This is a genomic window from Pseudomonas sp. S1_E05 (assembly GCF_056337105.1).
Genome location: NZ_JBFRHM010000001.1, coordinates 6,056,988 through 6,076,450, shown reverse-complemented (window position 1 = coordinate 6,076,450; position 19,463 = coordinate 6,056,988). Strand labels below are relative to the sequence as shown.

Below are 19,463 nucleotides of genomic sequence, written 5' to 3'. Positions count from 1 at the left end.
CTCGCGATGGCGGTGTGCCAGATAAACAGATGGCGACTGACATATCGCCATCGCGAGCAAGCTCGCTCCTACAGGGTGGGGGGATCTGATCAGGCTTGTTCGAGGGCCACGCCCGCACCCACCAACCCCGAATACGGCGCCGTCACCAGCCACACCGGGATGCCCTTGAAGTAATCGCTCATGCAACCCTTGTCTGCAAAGCATCGGGCGAAACCGCTTTCGAGGAAGAAATCGGCAAAGCGCGGTATCACGCCACCCACGATGTACACCCCACCGCGTCCGCCGCAGGTGAGTACGTTGTTGCCAGCCACGCGGCCGAGCCAGCAGCAGAACTGCTCCAGCACTTCCAGGGCAATCGGGTCGCCGGCCAGGCCCGCCGCCGTGATGGCTTCCGGGGTTTCGAGGACCGGCTCGTGCCCATCCACCGCGCAGATTGCCCGGTAAACACGCGGCAAACCACCGCCGCTCAACGCCGTTTCCGCGCTGACGTGACCGATCTCGTTGAAGATGTGCTGCCACAGTTGGGTTTCCCGTGGGCTGCTCAAGGGCAGATCGACATGACCGCCCTCCCCCGGCAACGCGGCAAAACGCCCCGCCCCCAGATCCAGCAACGTGCCGACCCCAAGGCCTGTGCCGGGGCCGATCACCACCGCCGGGCGCAACGGCTCCGGCGTGCCCTCGCAGACCACACGGAATTCGCCGGGCTGCAAGCGGGTCATGCCCAGGGCCATCGCCGAAAAGTCATTGACCAGCAACAGCTGGTCCACTTGCAAGGCCTTGCAGAACGCCTTGCGACTCAGGCGCCAGTGGTTGTTGGTGAACTTGAACTCGTCACCACTCACCGGCCCCGCCACCGACAGACACACCGAACCAATCGAGCCCAATGCCAGCCCGAGCCCGCTCAGGTAGAGGGCGATGGCCTCTTCCGGGCTGGCATGATCGGCCGTCGCCAGGACCTGGACCGATTCGAGTTGCTGATTTTTCCACAACGCGAAACGTGCGTTGGTCCCACCGATGTCACCGACCAAAGCCAGTTTCAATTAAGCGTCTCCAGGGCAGCAGTAAAGGCGCTGGCGCCCTGCTCTGCGGAGCTGAACGCCATACGCATGAAACCAAACAACTCGCGACCGGTGCCGATGTTGTTGCCCAGCAACCCCTTGGCCGGTGTGCGCGCTGCGAATTCTTCGGCGTCTACCTTAAGCTCCAGAGTGCCCTTGACGCCATCGACGCGGATGATATCGCCCTCCTGCACGCGAGCCAAAGCACCACCTACGTAGGCTTCGGGGCTGACATGAATGGCCGCCGGAATTTTCCCCGAGGCGCCGGACATGCGCCCGTCGGTCACCAACGCAACCTTGAAGCCACGGTCCTGCAGCACGCCGAGGAACGGCGTCATCTTGTGCAGTTCCGGCATGCCGTTGGAACGCGGCCCCTGAAAGCGCATGACCGCAACAAAATCCTTCTCCAGCAAACCGGCCTTGAAGGCGTCGGCCAGATCCTGTTGATCCTGGAACACCATGGCCGGCGCTTCGACGATCTGGTTTTCCAGCGCCACGGCGGAGACTTTCATGACCCCGCGACCGAGGTTGCCTTCCATCACGCGCAAGCCGCCTTCGGCGGAGAACGCACGGGCCACCGGGCGCAGGATGGTTTCATCAAGGCTTTCGGTGACACCTTCGCGCCAGACCAGCTCGCCGTTATCCAGGAAAGGCTCCTGGGTGTAGCGGCTCAGGCCATGGCCCAGCACGGTGTTCACGTTCTCGTGCAGCAGGCCGGCTTCCAGCAGTTCACGGATCAGGAACGACATGCCACCCGCCGCCTGGAAGTGGTTGATGTCCGCTTTGCCGTTCGGGTAGACGTGGCTCAGGGTCGGCACGACTTCGGAGAGGTCGGCCATGTCCTGCCAGGTCAGTTGAATGCCTGCAGCCATGGCGATGGCCGGCATGTGCAGGGTGTGGTTGGTCGAACCGCCGGTAGCGTGCAAGGCCACGATGGAGTTGACCAGCGAGCGCTCGTCGACGATTTCGCCAATCGGCATGAAGCTGCCGTTCTGTTTGGTCAGGCGCGTAACCTGGTGCGCCGCCTCGCGAGTCAGGGCGTCGCGCAGCGGTGTGTTCGGGTTGACGAACGAGGCACCCGGCAAGTGCAGGCCCATGACTTCCATCAGCAACTGGTTGGTGTTGGCGGTGCCGTAGAAGGTGCAAGTGCCGGGGCTGTGGTAGGAGTTCATTTCCGATTCCAGCAACTCTTCCCGCGTGGCCTTGCCTTCGGCGTAACGCTGGCGCACATCGGCTTTCTGCTTGTTGGAAATCCCCGAAACCATCGGCCCGCCCGGCACAAAGATCATCGGCAGGTGACCGAAGCGCAGCGCGCCCATCATCAGGCCCGGGACGATCTTGTCGCAGATGCCGAGCATCAGCGCGCCGTCAAACATGTTGTGCGACAGCGCCACGGCGGTCGACAGCGCGATAACCTCACGGCTCGGCAGGCTCAGTTCCATTCCCGGCTCGCCCTGGGTCACGCCATCGCACATGGCCGGGGTACCACCGGCGAACTGGCCGACCGAGCCGACTTCGCGCAGCGCCTTCTTGATCAGTTCCGGAAACACTTCGTACGGCTGGTGCGCCGACAGCATGTCGTTATATGACGAAACAATTGCGATGTTGGCGGAGTTCATCATCCGCAGGCTGTGCTTGTCCTCGCTGCCGCAACCCGCCACGCCGTGGGCGAAGTTGGCGCATTGCAGCTTGCCGCGCATCGGACCGTCGCTGGCGGCACCGCGAATGAGCGCAAGGTAAGCCTCACGGGTGGCACGACTGCGAGCGATAAGCCGTTCGGTGACCTCAAGGACGCGGGGATGCATGTGTAGAACTCCAGGCTAACGGATGTGGCGACCTGATTGTCTATGCTGACCAAGTAGCTGACCAAGTCCCCGGGCAGATGGGATGACGGACGGCCTTGTTGATCATTCGGACCAGTTGATTCAGGTCACTCGTTGTAGATTGAATAAAATATTGCCACTAAAAAGGCTTGTTTTCTATTTTTTTGCGAATAATCTTGTAATTCCAACAACAAATCGACGGCGGCCCAGTTAATGACTCTTCGAATCGCAATCAATGGTTTTGGCCGTATCGGCCGCAATGTACTGCGTGCACTGTATACCCAGGGCTACCGTCAGGATTTGCAGATCGTCGCCATCAACGATCTGGGCGACAGCGCAATCAACGCTCATCTGCTCAAATACGACACGGTTCACGGCACGTTCGACGCCGATGTCGAGCACGATCAGGAAAGCCTTACCGTCAACGGTGACCGTATTGCAGTCAGCGCTATCCGCAACCCGGCCGACCTGCCTTGGGCGGCGGAAAAAATCGACGTGGTGTTCGAATGCACCGGTCTGTTCACCGATCGGGCCAAGGCTGCCGCGCATATCACTGCCGGGGCGCGCAAGGTGATCATCTCTGCGCCGGCCAAGGGCGCCGATGCCACCGTCGTCTACGGGGTCAACCACGACATCCTGCGCCAGTCGCATCAGGTCATTTCCAACGCTTCGTGCACCACCAACTGCCTAGCCCCGGTGGCCCAGGTGCTGCACCGCGAGCTGGGCATCGAAAGTGGCCTGATGACCACGATCCACGCCTACACCAACGACCAGAACCTGACCGACGTCTACCACACCGACCCTTACCGTGCGCGTTCGGCCACCCAGAACATGATCCCGAGCAAGACCGGCGCCGCCGAAGCGGTCGGCCTGGTGCTGCCGGAACTGGCGGGCAAGCTGACCGGGATGGCCGTGCGTGTACCGGTGATCAACGTGTCACTGGTGGACCTGACCGTGCAACTGAAAAAAGAAGCCACGGCCGAGGAAGTCAACGAACTGCTCAAGCACGCCAGCCAGCACTCGAAGATCCTGGGCTACAACACCTTGCCGCTGGTCTCCAGCGACTTCAACCACAACCCGCTGTCGTCGATCTTCGACGCCAACCACACCAAGGCAAACGGCAAACTGCTCAAGGTACTGGCCTGGTACGACAACGAGTGGGGCTTCTCCAACCGCATGCTCGATAACTGCCTGGCGCTGTGTAACGCCGAGTAAAAATCGGCCCCCACCCCGCCCCCCCTGTAGGAGCGAGCATGTCGAGGCGTCGAACCGTCGCGATGGAGGCGCAGACACCGCGGGGTGTCAGGCTGCCAACGTCATCGTTGACGACCATCGCGACGGTTCGACAAGCTCGCTCCTACATTGTTTATACAAATCCCACTTGACCGATTCAGCGGATGATAAGCATTATCATTTGATTGAAAAGGATCAGGTCTTCCCGTGAGTCAATCGCGCTTCAATCACGTCTTCATGGCCCAGCGGGTATCGCTGCTGCGCACACTGGAGCGAATGGTCAACAACCACAGCACCGCCGAAGACCTGTTGCAGGAGACCTACCTGCGCGTGACACGGGCACTCAGCGAGCGCCCCATCGACCATCTGGAACCCTTTGTGTTCCAGACCGCCCGCAACCTCGCGCTGGACCACCTGCGCGCGCGACGCATCCAGTCGCGCACGATGCTCGACGACGTTCCGCTGGAGGTGGTCGAGAGCGTCGCGGCGCCGCTCAGCAGTGCCGAGGACGCCGCCCATGCCAAGCAATTGCTGGAGCGTTTGAACGTGAGCCTCAGTCAACTCAGCAGCCGTCAGCAACAGATCTTCATCCTCAGTCGCCTGCATGGACACAGTTACCTGGAAATTGCCGAGAAGCTGGACGTGTCGCTGAGCACCGTGCAGAAGGAGCTGAAGCTGATCATGGCCATCTGTGTGGATGTAGCGCAGAGGCAGCGGTAGGTTTCAAGCTTCAAGCTCAAATCTACAGCTCGACTCGCCTCTGCTTGCAGCTTGCAGCTTGCAGCTTGCAGCTTGCAGCTGGAAACTGCTCTTCTGAGCCCCTACGAGAAAACACCGTGACGGACATCCACCACACTTCTGCGCCACCTCCCGCGCAGGACCCCGCAAGCGCGATGGACCAGGCCCTGGACTGGTTGATCGTGATGGAGCGTCCGAGCGCGCAACAAAGCGAGCAGTTCAGCCAATGGCTGGCCGCCTCGCCCCTGCACGCCGAGGCCTACGCCAAAGCCCAGGCGGTGTGGAACGGCCCGCAAGTGGTGGAATGTGCGCAGACCCTCGCAACAAGGCCACCGAAGGTCAGCGTGCTGGCGCGCCTGCGCCCGCACTGGAAACCACTGGCGACAGCCGCCGTGCTGATCCTCGGCCTGTTCAGCTTCAGCAACTTGCCGATGCGCCTGCAGGCCGATCACCTGACCGTGGTCGGTGAGCGCCAGCGCGTGCAGCTGGAGGACGGTTCTAAAGTCCTGCTCAATACCAATTCGGCGTTCTCCAGCACCATCAACGAGCACCAGCGCGTGGCTCGCCTGTATCAGGGCGAGGCGTTTTTCGAGGTGCCGCCGTATCTCGGCCAGCCGCTGGAAATCGACGCGGGCCCTGTGAAAGCCAGCGTCCACGACACCGCGTTCGCCGTGCGCTACCTCGATGGCGTGGCGCAGGTCCGAGTGCAGCGCGGTGACGTGGATTTGCGCGCTACCCGCGATGACGCGCGGATTCGCCTGTCTGCCGGCGAAAGCATCCGCATCGGCCCCAATGGCTTCGACCGCCCGGCCAAGCTCGACGCCGCCACCGAGCTGGCCTGGGTCCAGGGTCGCCTGGTGTTCGAGAACTGCCCGCTCAGCGAGGTGCTGGCGGAACTGCGTCGCTACTATCCGGGCTGGATCATCAACACCAACGAGCAACTGGCCGACGTTTCGGTCACCGGCAACTACCGCCTCGACCAGCCGCTGGACGTGGTTCGATCGCTGGCGCATATCACCTCGGCGCGGCTAAAGGAATTCCCGGCGCTGGTCATCTTGAACTGAATGAGAATTATTTTTACTCGATAGCCCTGCTCCGTTCGTCTCGTTATAGCCAATGCAATTGATTCGCATCCTCGGATGCGTTTCTGCACCTATAACAACTCGTGCGACACGGAGCACCCTCGATGTCCTCTCGCCTTACTTGCGCCTCACCCTCCCGCGTGCTTTCACTGTTGACCGTCGCCATGCTGATGGCCGGCAGCGCCCCCCTGCTGGCAGCCACCGCCGAACAGCCCGCACGCAGCATGGGCGACTACAGCTTCGCCATCGCGCAACAGCCACTGGTCTCGGCACTCAATGCCTTCACCAGCGTGACCGGCTGGCAAGTCGGCTTCTCCGCTGAACTGGCGCAAGGCGTGGCGTCGCCGGGCGTACGCGGCTCCCTGCCGCCGGAGAAAGCCCTGGAGCAATTGTTGTTGGGGACCAACCTGAGCTACCGCAAACTGGGCAGCAACAACATCGTGCTCGAACGCCGCAACAACAGCGGCGCCTTGAATCTGCAACAGGTGACCATCAGCGCCACGCGTAACGAGCAGAGCGTCAACAGTGTGCCCAGCACCGTCTCGGTCCACACCCGCGAAGAGCTGGACCGCAACAACGTCAACACCATCAAGGACCTGGTGCGTTACGAACCGGGCGTCTCGGTGGGCGGCACCGGCACCCGTGGCGGCATCAGCGGCTATAACATTCGCGGGATCGACGGTAACCGGATCCTGACCCAGGTCGACGGCGTGGAAATTCCCAACGGCTTTTTCAACGGCCCCTACGCCAAGAGCCAGCGCAACTACGTCGACCCCGAAATCGTCAAACGCGTCGAAATTCTCCGTGGCCCGGCCTCGGTGCTGTACGGCAGCAACGCCATCGGCGGCGCCGTCAGCTATTTCACCCTCGACCCGGACGACATCATCAAGCCCGGCCAGGACATCGGTGCTCGCCTGAAAACCGGCTACAGCTCGGCCGATGATAGCTGGCTCAAGTCCGCCACCGTCGCCGGCCGCGCCGAGCAGTTCGACGGCCTGCTGCATTACAGCCAGCGCGACGGCCATGAAACCGAATCCTACGGCAGCAACAACAGCAATGGCCTGAGCCGTACCGAAGCCAACCCGGAAGATGCGCGAACCTATAACGTGCTGGCCAAACTTGGCTGGAACTACAACGAAGATTCGCGCCTGGGCCTGGTCTACGAAAAGTACAAGGATGATCGCGACACCGATCTGAAAAGTGCTTATGGCGGCCCGTACAATGCCGGCGCACCGACCATCCCGAACAGTGTATTGCCCGGTGGCATGTACCAGTGGCGCACCGGCAACGACACCGTTACCCGCGAGCGTTTCGGCATCGAGCACAACTTCGCCCTCGACAGCCTGCTGGCGGATGACATCAAGTGGAGCCTCAATCACCAGATCGCCAAGACCGATCAGAGCACGGCGGAGTTCTACTTCCCGATCACCCGCCGTGTGATCCGCACCCGCGAGACGCTCTATGAAGAAAAGCAGTGGGTCTTCGACCTGCAACTGGACAAGGCTTTCAGCATCGCCGATACCGAGCACCTGCTGACCTACGGCACCACCCTCAAGCAGCAGAAGGTCACCGGTTCGCGCAGCGGCACCGGCACTTGCCTCGCGGCAGGACTGCGCTGCGCCGGCCCGGGCGCGCCGAGCCAGGACGGTCTGGTGAAGTCCAGCGACTTCCCGGACCCGACCATCAACACCTACAGCCTGTTCGCCCAGGACCAGATCAGTTGGGACAATTGGACCTTCGTGCCCGGCGTGCGCTACGACTACACCGAACTCAAGCCGGACGTCACCCAGGAGTTCCTCAACACTGTGGCCGCCGATGGCCGTGGCACCGTCAGCGACGACAAGAAGACGTGGAACCGCGTCTCGCCGAAATTCGGTCTGACTTACGCTTTCAATGACAATTACACCTGGTTCGGCCAGTACTCGGAAGGCTTCCGCACCCCAACCGCCAAAGCACTGTACGGCCGCTATGAAAACACCGCCGCCGGTTACAGCGTGCAACCCAACCCGGACCTCGAGCCGGAAACCAGCAAAGGTGTGGAAACCGGGTTGCGTGGCAATTTTGAATCCGGTTCCTTCGAGATCGCGGTGTTCCACAACAAGTACAAAGACTTCATCGAAGAAGATTCGGTGACGCCTGGCTACACCGAGCTGACCTTCCAAAGTGCCAACATCAAGCGCGCCACCATCAAGGGCACGGAGCTCAAGGGGCGTCTGAACCTCGATGCATTCGGTGCCCCCCAAGGCCTCTACACCCAGGGTGCGGTGAGCTACCTCTATGGTCGCAACAATGACACCGGCGAGCCGATCAACAGCATCAACCCGCTGACCGGCGTGTTCGGCCTGGGGTACGACCAGGACAACTACGGTGGCTTGCTCAGTTGGACCCTGGTGAAGAAGAAGGATCGCGTCGACGACACCCGATTCAAATCGCCGGACGGCACCAGCAGCCAGTTCAAGACGCCGGGTTATGGCGTGCTGGATCTGACCGGCTTCTACAAGGTGACCGACGACGTGACGATCAACGCCGGCTTGTACAACCTGACCGACAAGAAATACTGGCGGTGGGATGACGTGCGCGGTTACGACAGCGTGGGCGAAGCCTCGGTGACGCAACCGGCCAACCTCGATCGCCTGACCCAGCCGGGTCGCAATTTCGCGGTCAACCTGGTCTGGGACATCTGATGCTGCCTACCTCGCTGTGCGATTTTCATCTCTGCACAGCGAGGTTTTTTTACTCTCTGGCGTCTTGTTGTTCGTCTCGTTACCAAGCGCCTCTCTTCTTCAAGGATTTTTCATGACTACCCAGGACAATCCACGCACCGCCCTGCGTTCGCAACGCTTGAATCAGATCACCCACGAACCACACAGCAAACTCGACGCCCTGGTCAAGGCCCACGCACCGTTCGAGACCCAGGCCAACTTCGCCCGTTTCGTGGTGGCGCAGTATTTGTTCCAGTCGGAACTGGTGGCGCTGTACAACGATGCCAACCTGGTCGCCATCGTTCCCGACCTGCCGGCGCGTTGCCGTGCCGAAGCGGCCAAGGCCGATCTGGCGGACCTCGACACCGAGGTGCCGGCACCGGTCGCAGGCGCCGTGAACAACCCGAGCAAGGCCCAAGCACTGGGCTGGCTGTTCGTTTCCGAAGGCTCGAAACTGGGTGCCGCGTTCCTGATCAAACGCGCGGTGGGCCTGGGCCTGAGCGAAACCTTCGGCGCCCGCCACCTCGGCGAACCGGCCGGCGGTCGTGCACAGGGTTGGAAAACCTTCGTCAAGACGCTGGACGAGCTGGAACTCAGCGCGACTGAAGAAGCCGAACTGGACAAGGGCGCCATCGACGCGTTCAACCGGTTCACCGTGTTGCTGGAGCAGGCTTACGCCACTGAACTGGCCTGAACCTTGTCCCCCTGTAGGAGCGAGCTTGCTCGCGATGCGGAGTGTCAGTCACATCAATGTCTACTGATCCAACGCATCGCGAGCAAGCTCGCTCCTACAGGGACCGGGAACCGGGGACGACGATAAAAATATGCCCATGCCTGCACACTCCAGACTCACCCGCCTCCTCTACGGCGCCCTCGCCTACACCAGCCTCGCCATCGGCCTGGTCGCCATCGTCGTGCCGGGCCTGCCGACCACCGAGTTCATTCTGCTGGCTGCCTGGGCCGCCACGCGCAGTTCGCCGCGCCTGAGTGCCTGGCTGGAAAACCACCGGCTGTTCGGACCGATCCTGCGTAACTGGCGCAACGGCAAAATCATCGCCCGCCGCGCCAAAGTCAGTGCCACCGTCAGCATGGTGCTTTGCGTCGTCTTGATGCTGGTAATGCTTGATCATGGCTGGCCCATTTACCTGGCGATCGTGGGCATGGGCCTGGGCAATCTGTGGATCTGGTCAAGGCCCGAAAACACGCCGAAAACCTGCTGAATCCCACCGTGTTTTTTCCTGTTTTCCCACGCTTTGCGGGACTTTCCCCCTCGCAAACGTTCAACCAAGACCGTTCGTCGGCAGCGGTCTCATGCCCCCTCGATGCGCGCCGATGTGCAGGCAATGGCGCCGAACGGATTTGGCGAACCGGGCCGGTCCTGGCCTTCACCTCATTCCTCATCGAGTTCGTCCCATGTTCGACTCCCTCTCCATTCGCCTGAAAATCGTTCTGCTCTCCGGTCTCTGCCTGTTGGGCGTCATCGCCTTGATCGTCAGCATGAACTTCTACCAGACCAATCAGAATGACGAGCTGGTCGGCGCTTCCAGCAGCAAAATGCTCACCGACAGCGTGCAGGAGCTGCTGCAGGCCAAGGCCGCCGAGCAGGCGGTGCGGGTGCAGAAGACCTTCGGCGAAAGCCTGCTGGTGGTGACGGCCCTTGCCGATCAGATCAAGGACATGCGCAACATGGCCGCCAAGCGTTCGCTGGAAGCCGGGGCCGTGCGGGAAGAGTTGAACCAGCGCCTGAAAACCGCGTTCGAGCGCAACACCGCAGTGCTGGGCATCTGGTTGGCGTTCGAACCCAATGGTCTGGATGGCAAGGACAGCGAGTTCGTCAATGACGCCGCCAGGCAGTCCAACGAGGTCGGACGTTTCGCCTCTTACTGGAGCCGTGCCGCCGGCGAAGGGGTCAACACGATCATGGTCGAAGACGACATGACCAAAACCACTCTGAACATCAACGGTACGCCTTACAACAGCTGGTACACCTGCCCCCGCGACAGCAAGCGTACCTGCCTGCTCGACCCGTATGCCGACACGGTCAACGGCAAGGAAATGCTGATGACCACCATTTCCCTGCCGCTGCTGGTGGACGGCCAATCCATCGGTGTCGTCGGGATCGATATCGCCCTGGACGCATTACAAGCCGCAGCGGTCGCGTCTCAGCGTGAGCTGTTCAACAACGCCGGGCACATGCTGATCGTTTCCGGCAGTGGTGTACTCGCAGCTTTTGGCGTCGACGCGAGCAAGGTCGGCAAGAACATTGGCGACACCTTGGGCGCAGAGGGCAAGGAGATCCTGCAACTGCTCGGCGCCGGCACTGCGAAAATCCTCGAACAGGGCGACCTGATCCGTGCGGTTTATCCGGTCAGCCCAATTCCCGACGCCAAGGCCTGGGCCGTGGTGATCGACCTGCCCAAGCAAGTGCTACTGGCCGACTCTATGAAGTTGCAGGCGGTACTCGATGACGCCCAGCAAAGCGGTACGATCCAGGCGGTGCTGGTGGCCATCGCGGCAGGGTTGCTCGGCCTGTTGCTGATCTGGCTGACGGCTTCGGGCGTGACTCGGCCTATCAACGGCGTGGCGCAAATGCTCAAGGAGATTGCCAGCGGTGACGGCGACCTGACCCAGCGCCTGGATTACAGCAAGCGTGATGAACTGGGCGAACTGGTCAGTTGGTTCAACCGTTTCCTCGACAAGCTGCAGCCGACCATCGCGCAGATCAAGCAGAGCATCACCGACGCCCGGGGCACCGCCGACCAGTCTTCGGACATCGCGCGCCAGACCAGCGAAGGCATGCAGGTGCAGTTCCGCGAGATCGATCAGGTGGCCACCGCCTCGAACGAAATGAGTGCCACCGCCCACGAAGTCGCCAACAGTGCGTCGAATGCCGCCAACGCGGCCAAAGGCGCCGACCAGTCGGCCCGCGATGGCATGTCGATCATTGAGCGCAGCACCCGCGACATCAACCAACTGGCCGATGAAGTCAGCAAGGCCGTGACGGAAGTCGAGGCGCTGGCGGTCAACAGTGAACAGATCGGTTCCGTGCTGGAAGTCATCCGCAGTATCGCCGAGCAGACTAACCTCCTGGCTCTCAACGCCGCGATCGAAGCGGCACGCGCTGGCGAAAGCGGTCGCGGCTTTGCGGTGGTGGCCGATGAGGTGCGCAACCTGGCCAAGCGGACCCAGGATTCGGTGGAGGAGATCCGCCTGGTGATCGAGCGCATCCAGAGCGGCACCCGAGGCGTGGTCGCCACCATGCATTCGAGTCAGACCCAGGCCCACAGCAACGCCGGGCAGATTCAGCAGGCCGTGCAGGCCTTGGGCAAGATCAGCGACGCCGTGACGGTGATCAGTGACATGAACCTGCAAATCGCCAGCGCGGCCGAGCAACAAAGCGCCGTGGCCGAAGAGGTCAACCGCAACGTCTCGGCAATCCGCGCCGTTACCGAGACCCTGACCGGCCAAGCCACCGAGTCGGCGCAAATCAGCAGCCAGCTCAATGCCCTGACCACCCAGCAGATGAAGTTGATGGATCAGTTCAGGGTTTGACCCCAAATCCAGGAACACCACCATCCCCTGTAGGAGCGAGCATGCTCGCGAGGCGGTGGATCAGCCAGTAGAGATGGCGGCTGACACTATGCATCGCGAGCATGCCCGCTCCTACAGAGGGGATCGTGGATTTCATTCAACCGCAGTTTTTTTCAACTATGATCGACCCCTCTCCCGGAGGGCCTTCGATGACTGGTTTACTCACGTCCATTCAAGCCACGCTTGGCTTGCCCAGCACCGCGGTTACGCTCACCGCCAGTGGCGCCCTGCCCTCGGCCTTTGCCGTTACCGACCTTGCCAGCGCCAGCATCGCCGCCGCTGGACAAGCCGTCCGCGAATTGCTGCACCAGCAAACCGGACGCCTGCCCGACGTCGAAGTTGACCGACGCCTGGCTTCGTTCTGGTTCGGCACTTCACTGCGCCCCACCGGCTGGAGTGTGCCACCGCTGTGGGACCCGATTGCCGGCGGCTATGCCACCCGAGACGGCTGGATTCGCCTGCACACCAACGCGCCCCATCACCGCGCGGCCGCCGAGAGCGTGCTTGGCGCCTGCGCCGATCGCACCGCGATGACGAGCAAGGTCGCCCAGTGGAATAAAACCGATCTGGAGCAGGCCGTGGTCGCTGCCGGAGGCTGTGCCGCCGAGATGCGTAGTTGGGCGCAATGGCAGGCCCACCCCCAAGGCCAGGCCGTCAACGCCGAGCCGTTGATTGCCTTCGTCGAACACCGCAGCCAAAACGCCAAACCCTGGCAGGGTTCGGTGGCGCGACCGCTGGCCGGGGTCAAGGTGCTGGATTTGACCCGCGTACTCGCAGGTCCGGTGGCCAGTCGTTTCCTCGCGGGCCTCGGTGCCGACGTCCTGCGCATCGACCCGCCAAACTGGAACGAACCGGGCGTGGTGCCGGAAGTCACCCTCGGCAAACGCAGTACGCGCTTGAACCTGCACGACAAGGCTGATCGCCTGCTGTTCGAAAGTCTGCTCAAGGACGCCGATATCCTGCTGCACGGCTACCGAACCGATGCGCTGCAACGCCTGGGTTACGGCCCGGCTGAACGCCAGGCACTTGCCCCCGGCCTGATCGACGTCTGCCTGAATGCCTACGGCTGGAGCGGCCCCTGGCAGAACCGTCGCGGCTTCGACAGCCTGGTTCAGATGAGCAGCGGCATTGCCGAGGCTGGCCAGCGCTGGAAACAAGCCGACAAACCGGTGCCGCTGCCCGTGCAGGCGCTCGATCATGCGACGGGCTATCTGATGGCCGCTGCGGCGATCACTCTGCTGACCAAGCGGTTGAGCGAGGGCCACGGCGGGTTCGCTCGGTTATCCCTGGCACGCACGGCGAAGCTGCTGGTCGAGCATGGCGCGGGCCCCGACGAGGCGTTGCGTGCCGAGGACGAAAACGATCAGGGCCTGGTGACCGAACAGACCCCGTGGGGGCCAGCGCATCGCGTGCAGGTGCCGCTGAAGATCACCGGCACGCCCTTGCAATGGACCCTCCCGGCCTGCGAATTGGGTGCCCATCGCGCACAGTGGTGGTGATCACTCGCCTCAACCAACTGTGGGAGGGTCAGCAGATTACTGGCCTCAGCCTTACAGGCTCAGCAAGCCGCTGTACAAACCGTAAGCCGCCAACCCGGCGCCGATGACCACGCCGGTGAAAATGCCTTTTTCAATGGGGGTGAACAACGGCTCGCCCTGCTCATGTTTGGCCTTGGCAAACAGGATGACCCCCGGCGCGTATAACAGCGCCGACAGGAGCAGGTATTTCACCCCGCCGGCGTACAACAGCCACACCGCGTAACCCAAGGCAATACCGCCGATCATCAAGTCCTTGGTCCGCTCCGCCGAGGCGTGCTCGTAGGTTTCGCCACGCCCGCTCAACAACACCGCATACGCTGCCGACCATAGGTATGGCACCAGGATCATCGAGGACGCAAGGTAGATCAGGCTGGTGTAGGTGCCGGCAGAGAACAGCGTGACCAGCAGGAATATCTGGATCATCACGTTGGTCAGCCACAACGCATTGACCGGCACGTGGTTGGCGTTTTCCTTTTTCAGGAACGCCGGCATGGTCTTGTCCTTGGCGGTGGCGAAGAGGATTTCGGCGCACAGCAGCGCCCAGGACAGCAGCGCACCGAGCAGGGAAATCGCCAGCCCAATACTGATCAACAACGCTCCCCAGGGCCCGACGATGTGTTCCAGCACCGCCGCCAGGGACGGGTTTTGCAGGTTGGCCAGCTCCGGCTGCTTCATGATCCCCAGTGACAGCACATTCACCAGCACCAGCAACGCCAGCACGCCCAGAAAGCCGATCACAGTGGCCCGTCCGACGTCCGAGCGTTTTTCCGCCCGCGCCGAATACACGCTCGCGCCTTCGATGCCGATGAACACGAACACCGTGACCAGCATCATGTTGCGCACCTGCTCCATCACGCCGCCGAGATCCGGGTTGCTACGGCCCCAGATGTCACCCGTGAAAATATCGGCGTTGAAAGCGATCGCAGCGATGACGATGAACATGATCAGCGGCACGATCTTCGCTACGGTGGTGACTTGATTGATGAAGGTCGCCTCCTTGATCCCGCGCATCACCAAAAAATGCACAGCCCACAGCAACGCCGAGGCGCAGCCGATGGCAATGGGCGTGTTGCCCTGGCCAAATACCGGGAAGAAGTAACCCAGCGTGCTGAACAGCAGGACGAAATAGCCGACATTGCCCAGCCAGGCGCTGATCCAGTAACCCCAGGCCGATGAGAACCCCATGTAATCGCCGAAACCGGCCTTGGCGTAGGCGTAGACCCCGGAATCCAGTTCGGGCTTGCGATTGGCCAGCGTCTGGAACACGAAGGCGAGGGTCAGCATGCCCACGGCGGTGATCGCCCAACCGATCAGGATCGCTCCGACATCGGCCCTCGCCGCCATGTTCTGCGGCAGGGAAAAATCCCCCCACCAATCATCGACCCCACCACCAGCGCGATCAGCGCACTCAGGCGAAGCTTTTGCGTCGGTTGCGTCATGCCTGCGTCTCCATTTTTCCGACCGGACCGCGATATAACCACGCCCGTTAACCGTTACACGGTGGGTTTCAATTAATTATTACAGCGTAAGTACGTTTATTGAATAACGCCAAAGTGCCAATGTTGTTTATAGCCAATAATTCTATACGCACCTTTTCAAAGTGCGAATGCGTGTGTCTCTCCACACGAAAAGATTCCACACCAAAAACCAAGCGGAAAAATTTGCGCAACGCCGAAAACAAACTAGCGTAAAAGTTCACAGCAATAGTGCTTATTTCTATTTTATCTGACCGAGGCCTCTGGACAGGGCGTTTACGGCGATATCCTCATGCCTTGGAAGGATCCATAAATGCTTCATAAACAATGGAATGCACCCATGCACTGATCTATGTCAGCCGATTGAATTGCTAACAGAATTAGTCTGTTGTCTCTCTTCTCCTGCACTGGAGTCATGCAATGTCTGAAGCCCCCGGAAAACTAAAACTTGGTGCACTTGTTGCTTTGGTGGTTGGCTCGATGATTGGCGGCGGTATCTTTTCCCTGCCGCAGAACATGGCAGCCAGTGCCGACGTCGGCGCCGTATTGATTGGTTGGGCGATCACTGCCGTCGGGATGCTGACCCTCGCCTTCGTGTTTCAGACGCTCGCCAATCGAAAACCCGATCTGGATGGCGGGGTCTACGCCTACGCCAAGGCCGGATTCGGTGATTACATGGGCTTCTCCTCGGCCTGGGGGTACTGGATCAGTGCCTGGCTGGGCAACGTCGGCTACTTCGTGCTGTTGTTCAGCACCCTGGGGTATTTCTTCCCGATATTCGGCGAGGGCAACACGGTCGCGGCAGTGATTGGCGCTTCCGTACTGCTGTGGGCCGTGCACTTTCTGGTCCTGCGCGGGATCAAGGAAGCGGCGTTCATCAACCTGGTGACCACCGTCGCCAAGGTTGTGCCGTTGCTGCTGTTTGTCCTGATCGCGATTTTCGCCTTCAAGCTGGACATCTTCACCGCTGACATCTGGGGCGTGAAAAATCCGGACCTGGGCAGTGTGATGAACCAGGTGCGCAACATGATGCTGGTCACCGTCTGGGTCTTCATTGGCATTGAAGGCGCAAGTATTTTCTCGGCCCGCGCGGAAAAACGCAGTGACGTCGGTAAAGCCACCGTCATCGGTTTTATCACCGTGCTGCTGTTCCTGGTGCTGGTGAACGTACTGTCTCTGGGCATCATGACCCAACCGGAACTGGCCAAACTGCAAAACCCATCGATGGCGGCGGTGTTGGAGCACGTGGTCGGGCATTGGGGCGCGGTGCTGATCAGCGTCGGCCTGATCATCTCGTTGCTGGGGGCGCTGCTGTCGTGGGTGCTGTTGTGTGCGGAGATCATGTACGCAGCCGCGAAAGACCACACCATGCCGGAGTTCCTGCGCAAGGAAAACGCCAACCACGTGCCGGTAAACGCCTTGTGGCTGACCAACGCCATGGTCCAGCTGTTCCTGATCATCACCCTGTTTTCGGCCAGTACCTACCTGTCGCTGATCTACCTCGCCACCTCAATGATCCTGGTGCCTTACCTCTGGTCGGCGGCTTATGCACTGTTGCTGGCGGTGCGCGGCGAAAGCTACGAGAACGACGCTCGTGATCGTTCCAAGGACCTGTTCATCGGAGCGGTCGCGCTGCTCTATGCGGTCTGGCTGATCTATGCCGGCGGGGTCAAATACCTGCTGTTGTCAGCCCTGCTCTACGCGCCCGGCGCGATTCTGTTCGCCAAGGCGAAGCTTGAACTCAACAAACCGGTTTTCACCAACGTCGAGAAGCTGATTTTCGCTGCGGTTGTCGTGGGCGCCCTGGTGGCGGCTTACGGGCTGTATGACGGCTTCCTGACTCTGTAACGATTGTTCTGTCATCTGGAGGATCACTGAAATGACCACGGAAAAAGTTAAGTACGGCGTGCATTCCGAAGCCGGGAAACTGCGCAAAGTCATGGTTTGCTCCCCAGGCCTGGCCCACCAGCGGCTGACCCCGAACAACTGCGATGAACTGCTTTTCGATGATGTGCTGTGGGTAGCCCAAGCCAAGCGCGACCACTTCGACTTCGTTACCAAGATGCGCGAACGCGGGATAGACGTGCTGGAAATGCACAACCTGCTGACCGACATCGTCGCCATCCCCGAAGCGCTGGAGTGGATTCTGCAGCGCAAGGTGACGGCCGACTCGGTGGGCCTGGGCCTGATCAATGAAGTCAAATCGTGGTTGCAAAGCCTGGAGCCGCGCAAGGTCGCTGAATTCCTCATTGGCGGCGTGTCTGCCGATGACTTGCCGGACACCTTCGGTGGCAAGACCATCCAGATGTTCCGTGACTTCCTCGGCCACTCCAGCTTCATCCTGCCGCCGCTGCCCAACACCCAGTTCACCCGCGACACCACGTGCTGGATCTACGGCGGCGTGACCCTGAACCCGATGTACTGGCCGGCGCGACGCCAGGAGACCCTGCTGACCACCGCCATCTACAAATTTCACCCGCAGTTCACCAACGCTGACTTCGAAATCTGGTACGGCGACCCGGATAAGGACCACGGCAGCTCTACCCTCGAAGGCGGCGACGTGATGCCCATTGGTAACGGCGTCGTCCTGATCGGCATGGGCGAACGCTCCTCACGCCAGGCCATTGGCCAACTGGCACTGAACCTGTTCAAAAACAAGGCCGTGGAAAAAGTCATCGTGGCCGGGCTGCCCAAGTCCCGCGCGGCGATGCACCTGGACACCGTGTTCAGCTTCTGCGACCGCGACCTGGTGACGATCTTCCCCGAAGTGGTGAAACAGATCGTCGCCTTCACCTTGCGCCCTGATGACAGCAAACCCGGCAGCATCGATATCCGTCGTGAAGAAACCAGCTTCCTCGACACGGTGGCCAAAGCCCTCAATCTCAAAGCACTTCGTGTCGTGGAAACCGGCGGCAACAGCTTCGCCGCCGAACGCGAACAGTGGGACGACGGCAACAACGTGGTCGCCGTGGAGCCCGGCGTGGTGATCGGCTACGACCGCAACACCTACACCAACACCCTGCTGCGCAAGGCCGGGGTGGAAGTCATCACCATCAGCGCCGGCGAACTCGGCCGTGGACGTGGCGGTGGCCACTGCATGACCTGCCCAATCGTCCGTGACCCGATCGACTACTAATTTCTGGGAGACTCACCATGGCTTTCAATATCCATAACCGCAATCTGCTGAGCCTGGAACACCACACGCCCCGCGAATTGCGCTACCTGCTCGACCTGTCCCGCGACCTCAAGCGCGCCAAGTACACCGGCACCGAACAGCAGCACCTGAAGGGCAACAACATTGCGCTGATCTTCGAGAAAACCTCGACCCGCACACGTTGCGCGTTCGAAGTCGCGGCCTATGACCAGGGTGCCAACGTCACCTACATCGACCCCAACTCTTCGCAAATCGGCCACAAGGAAAGCATGAAGGACACCGCCCGCGTGCTCGGGCGCATGTATGACGCCATCGAGTACCGTGGTTTCAAGCAGGAAATCGTCGAGGAACTGGCGAAGTTCGCCGGGGTACCGGTGTTCAACGGCCTGACCGACGAATACCACCCGACGCAAATGATCGCCGACGTTCTGACCATGCGTGAGCACGCCGACAAGCCGATCCACGAGATCAGCTACGCCTACCTGGGCGACGCCCGAAACAACATGGGCAACTCGCTGCTGCTGATTGGCGCCAAACTCGGCATGGACGTGCGCATCTGCGCGCCCAAGGCCCTGTGGCCCCATGACGACCTGGTGGAGCGCTGCCACAAGTACGCCGAAGAAAGTGGTGCGCGCATCACCCTGACCGAAGACCCGAAAGCAGCGGTCAAGGGAGTGGACTTCATCCATACCGATGTCTGGGTGTCGATGGGCGAGCCCGTCGAAGCCTGGGCCGAGCGTATCCAGCAACTGCTGCCTTACCAGGTCAACGCCGACCTGATGAAAGCCACCGGCAACCCACGCACCAAGTTCATGCACTGCCTGCCGGCGTTCCACAACAGCGACACCAAAGTCGGCAAGCAGATTGCCGAGCAGTACCCGAACCTCAAAAACGGTATCGAAGTCACCGATGACGTCTTCGAGTCCCCGGCCTGTATCGCCTTCGAGCAAGCGGAAAACCGCATGCACACGATCAAGGCGATTCTGGTGTCGACCCTGGCTGACCTCTAAGGACTCACCCAGCTCCTACAAGGGGTGGGGTAGGCCGCATATTTCTTTGTTTAGAAGGA

General features: G+C 61.0%; 13 protein-coding genes and 2 pseudogenes. 12 read left to right on the top strand and 3 right to left on the bottom strand.

Translation table 11 applies throughout. The features are described 5' to 3' along the window. Positions 1 to 89: 89 nt before the first annotated feature. Together AB4N33_RS28100 and edd are read right to left on the bottom strand one after the other, a co-directional pair. A complete protein-coding gene (locus AB4N33_RS28100; RefSeq protein WP_476458689.1) occupies positions 90 to 1,040 on the bottom strand; it encodes a glucokinase in 951 nt (316 codons plus the stop codon). Then, complete coding sequence (gene edd / locus AB4N33_RS28095; RefSeq protein WP_476458688.1) at positions 1,037 to 2,863, bottom strand: phosphogluconate dehydratase; 1,827 nt, start codon at positions 2,861 to 2,863, stop codon at positions 1,037 to 1,039. The genes AB4N33_RS28100 and edd overlap by 4 nt, the downstream gene beginning before the upstream one ends. A gap of 231 nt (positions 2,864 to 3,094) precedes the next feature. Here edd and gap point away from each other — a divergent pair, with 231 nt between their 5' ends. The 9 genes and pseudogenes from gap to AB4N33_RS28050 all read left to right on the top strand — a co-directional run bounded on the left by gap (position 3,095) and on the right by AB4N33_RS28050 (position 13,726). After that, entirely contained in the window at positions 3,095 to 4,096 is a 1,002-nt protein-coding gene (gene gap / locus AB4N33_RS28090; protein WP_460121583.1) for a type I glyceraldehyde-3-phosphate dehydrogenase, read from the top strand. Positions 4,097 to 4,321: 225 nt separating this feature from the next. Beyond that, positions 4,322 to 4,834 carry an RNA polymerase sigma factor gene (locus AB4N33_RS28085; RefSeq protein ID WP_476458687.1) on the top strand — a complete coding sequence of 171 codons (513 nt, stop codon included), beginning with the start codon at positions 4,322 to 4,324 and terminating at the stop codon, positions 4,832 to 4,834. Between the two features lie 173 nt (positions 4,835 to 5,007). Beyond that, positions 5,008 to 5,916: a FecR family protein gene (locus tag AB4N33_RS28080; RefSeq protein ID WP_476458686.1), complete on the top strand. Its 909-nt coding sequence runs from the start codon at positions 5,008 to 5,010 to the stop codon at positions 5,914 to 5,916. A 122-nt stretch (positions 5,917 to 6,038) separates the two neighbouring features. Further along, the gene (locus AB4N33_RS28075) at positions 6,039 to 8,618 is read left to right on the top strand and encodes a TonB-dependent receptor (protein ID WP_476458685.1); all 2,580 of its coding nucleotides are present in this window, start codon (positions 6,039 to 6,041) and stop codon (positions 8,616 to 8,618) included. 112 nt (positions 8,619 to 8,730) lie between these two features. Then, positions 8,731 to 9,330, top strand: a complete 600-nt coding sequence (locus tag AB4N33_RS28070) for a biliverdin-producing heme oxygenase (protein ID WP_476458684.1) — start codon at positions 8,731 to 8,733, stop codon at positions 9,328 to 9,330. A 130-nt stretch (positions 9,331 to 9,460) separates the two neighbouring features. Continuing rightward, complete coding sequence (locus AB4N33_RS28065) at positions 9,461 to 9,856, top strand: YbaN family protein (RefSeq protein WP_476458683.1); 396 nt, start codon at positions 9,461 to 9,463, stop codon at positions 9,854 to 9,856. Beyond that, positions 9,765 to 11,330, top strand: a pseudogene (locus AB4N33_RS28060) (methyl-accepting chemotaxis protein); the annotation flags it as partial. The gene AB4N33_RS28065 and the pseudogene AB4N33_RS28060, both read left to right, overlap by 92 nt. 102 nt (positions 11,331 to 11,432) lie before the next feature. Then, on the top strand, positions 11,433 to 12,188 hold the full coding sequence (locus AB4N33_RS28055; RefSeq protein ID WP_460142103.1) for a methyl-accepting chemotaxis protein: 756 nt from the start codon (positions 11,433 to 11,435) through the stop codon (positions 12,186 to 12,188). A gap of 188 nt (positions 12,189 to 12,376) precedes the next feature. Beyond that, positions 12,377 to 13,726: a CoA transferase gene (locus AB4N33_RS28050; RefSeq protein ID WP_476458682.1), complete on the top strand. Its 1,350-nt coding sequence runs from the start codon at positions 12,377 to 12,379 to the stop codon at positions 13,724 to 13,726. Positions 13,727 to 13,777: 51 nt separating this feature from the next. Here the strand turns inward: AB4N33_RS28050 and arcD (AB4N33_RS28045) are convergent. After that, positions 13,778 to 15,204: pseudogene (gene arcD, locus AB4N33_RS28045) on the bottom strand (arginine-ornithine antiporter). 456 nt (positions 15,205 to 15,660) lie between these two features. Here arcD (AB4N33_RS28045) and arcD (AB4N33_RS28040) point away from each other — a divergent pair. The 3 genes from arcD (AB4N33_RS28040) to AB4N33_RS28030 are packed head-to-tail and all read left to right on the top strand — an operon-like array spanning position 15,661 to position 19,404. Continuing rightward, positions 15,661 to 17,088: an arginine-ornithine antiporter gene (arcD, locus tag AB4N33_RS28040; RefSeq protein WP_460121569.1), complete on the top strand. Its 1,428-nt coding sequence runs from the start codon at positions 15,661 to 15,663 to the stop codon at positions 17,086 to 17,088. 31 nt (positions 17,089 to 17,119) lie between these two features. Further along, entirely contained in the window at positions 17,120 to 18,376 is a 1,257-nt protein-coding gene (gene arcA, locus AB4N33_RS28035; protein WP_476458681.1) for an arginine deiminase, read from the top strand. A 17-nt stretch (positions 18,377 to 18,393) separates the two neighbouring features. Continuing rightward, on the top strand, positions 18,394 to 19,404 hold the full coding sequence (locus tag AB4N33_RS28030; RefSeq protein ID WP_460121565.1) for an ornithine carbamoyltransferase: 1,011 nt from the start codon (positions 18,394 to 18,396) through the stop codon (positions 19,402 to 19,404). Positions 19,405 to 19,463: the final 59 nt, after the last annotated feature.

Coding starts and splice junctions, on each gene's coding strand:
- AB4N33_RS28080 (WP_476458686.1), top strand. CDS start 5,008: ATGGACCAGGCCCTGGACTGGTTGATCGTGATGGAGCGTCCGAGCGCG.
- AB4N33_RS28065 (WP_476458683.1), top strand. CDS start 9,461: ATGCCCATGCCTGCACACTCCAGACTCACCCGCCTCCTCTACGGCGCC.
- AB4N33_RS28050 (WP_476458682.1), top strand. CDS start 12,377: ATGACTGGTTTACTCACGTCCATTCAAGCCACGCTTGGCTTGCCCAGC.
- AB4N33_RS28055 (WP_460142103.1), top strand. CDS start 11,433: ATGCAGGTGCAGTTCCGCGAGATCGATCAGGTGGCCACCGCCTCGAAC.
- gap (WP_460121583.1), top strand. CDS start 3,095: ATGACTCTTCGAATCGCAATCAATGGTTTTGGCCGTATCGGCCGCAAT.
- AB4N33_RS28075 (WP_476458685.1), top strand. CDS start 6,039: ATGTCCTCTCGCCTTACTTGCGCCTCACCCTCCCGCGTGCTTTCACTG.
- arcA (WP_476458681.1), top strand. CDS start 17,120: ATGACCACGGAAAAAGTTAAGTACGGCGTGCATTCCGAAGCCGGGAAA.
- edd (WP_476458688.1), bottom strand. CDS start 2,863: ATGCATCCCCGCGTCCTTGAGGTCACCGAACGGCTTATCGCTCGCAGT.
- AB4N33_RS28030 (WP_460121565.1), top strand. CDS start 18,394: ATGGCTTTCAATATCCATAACCGCAATCTGCTGAGCCTGGAACACCAC.
- arcD (WP_460121569.1), top strand. CDS start 15,661: ATGTCTGAAGCCCCCGGAAAACTAAAACTTGGTGCACTTGTTGCTTTG.
- AB4N33_RS28070 (WP_476458684.1), top strand. CDS start 8,731: ATGACTACCCAGGACAATCCACGCACCGCCCTGCGTTCGCAACGCTTG.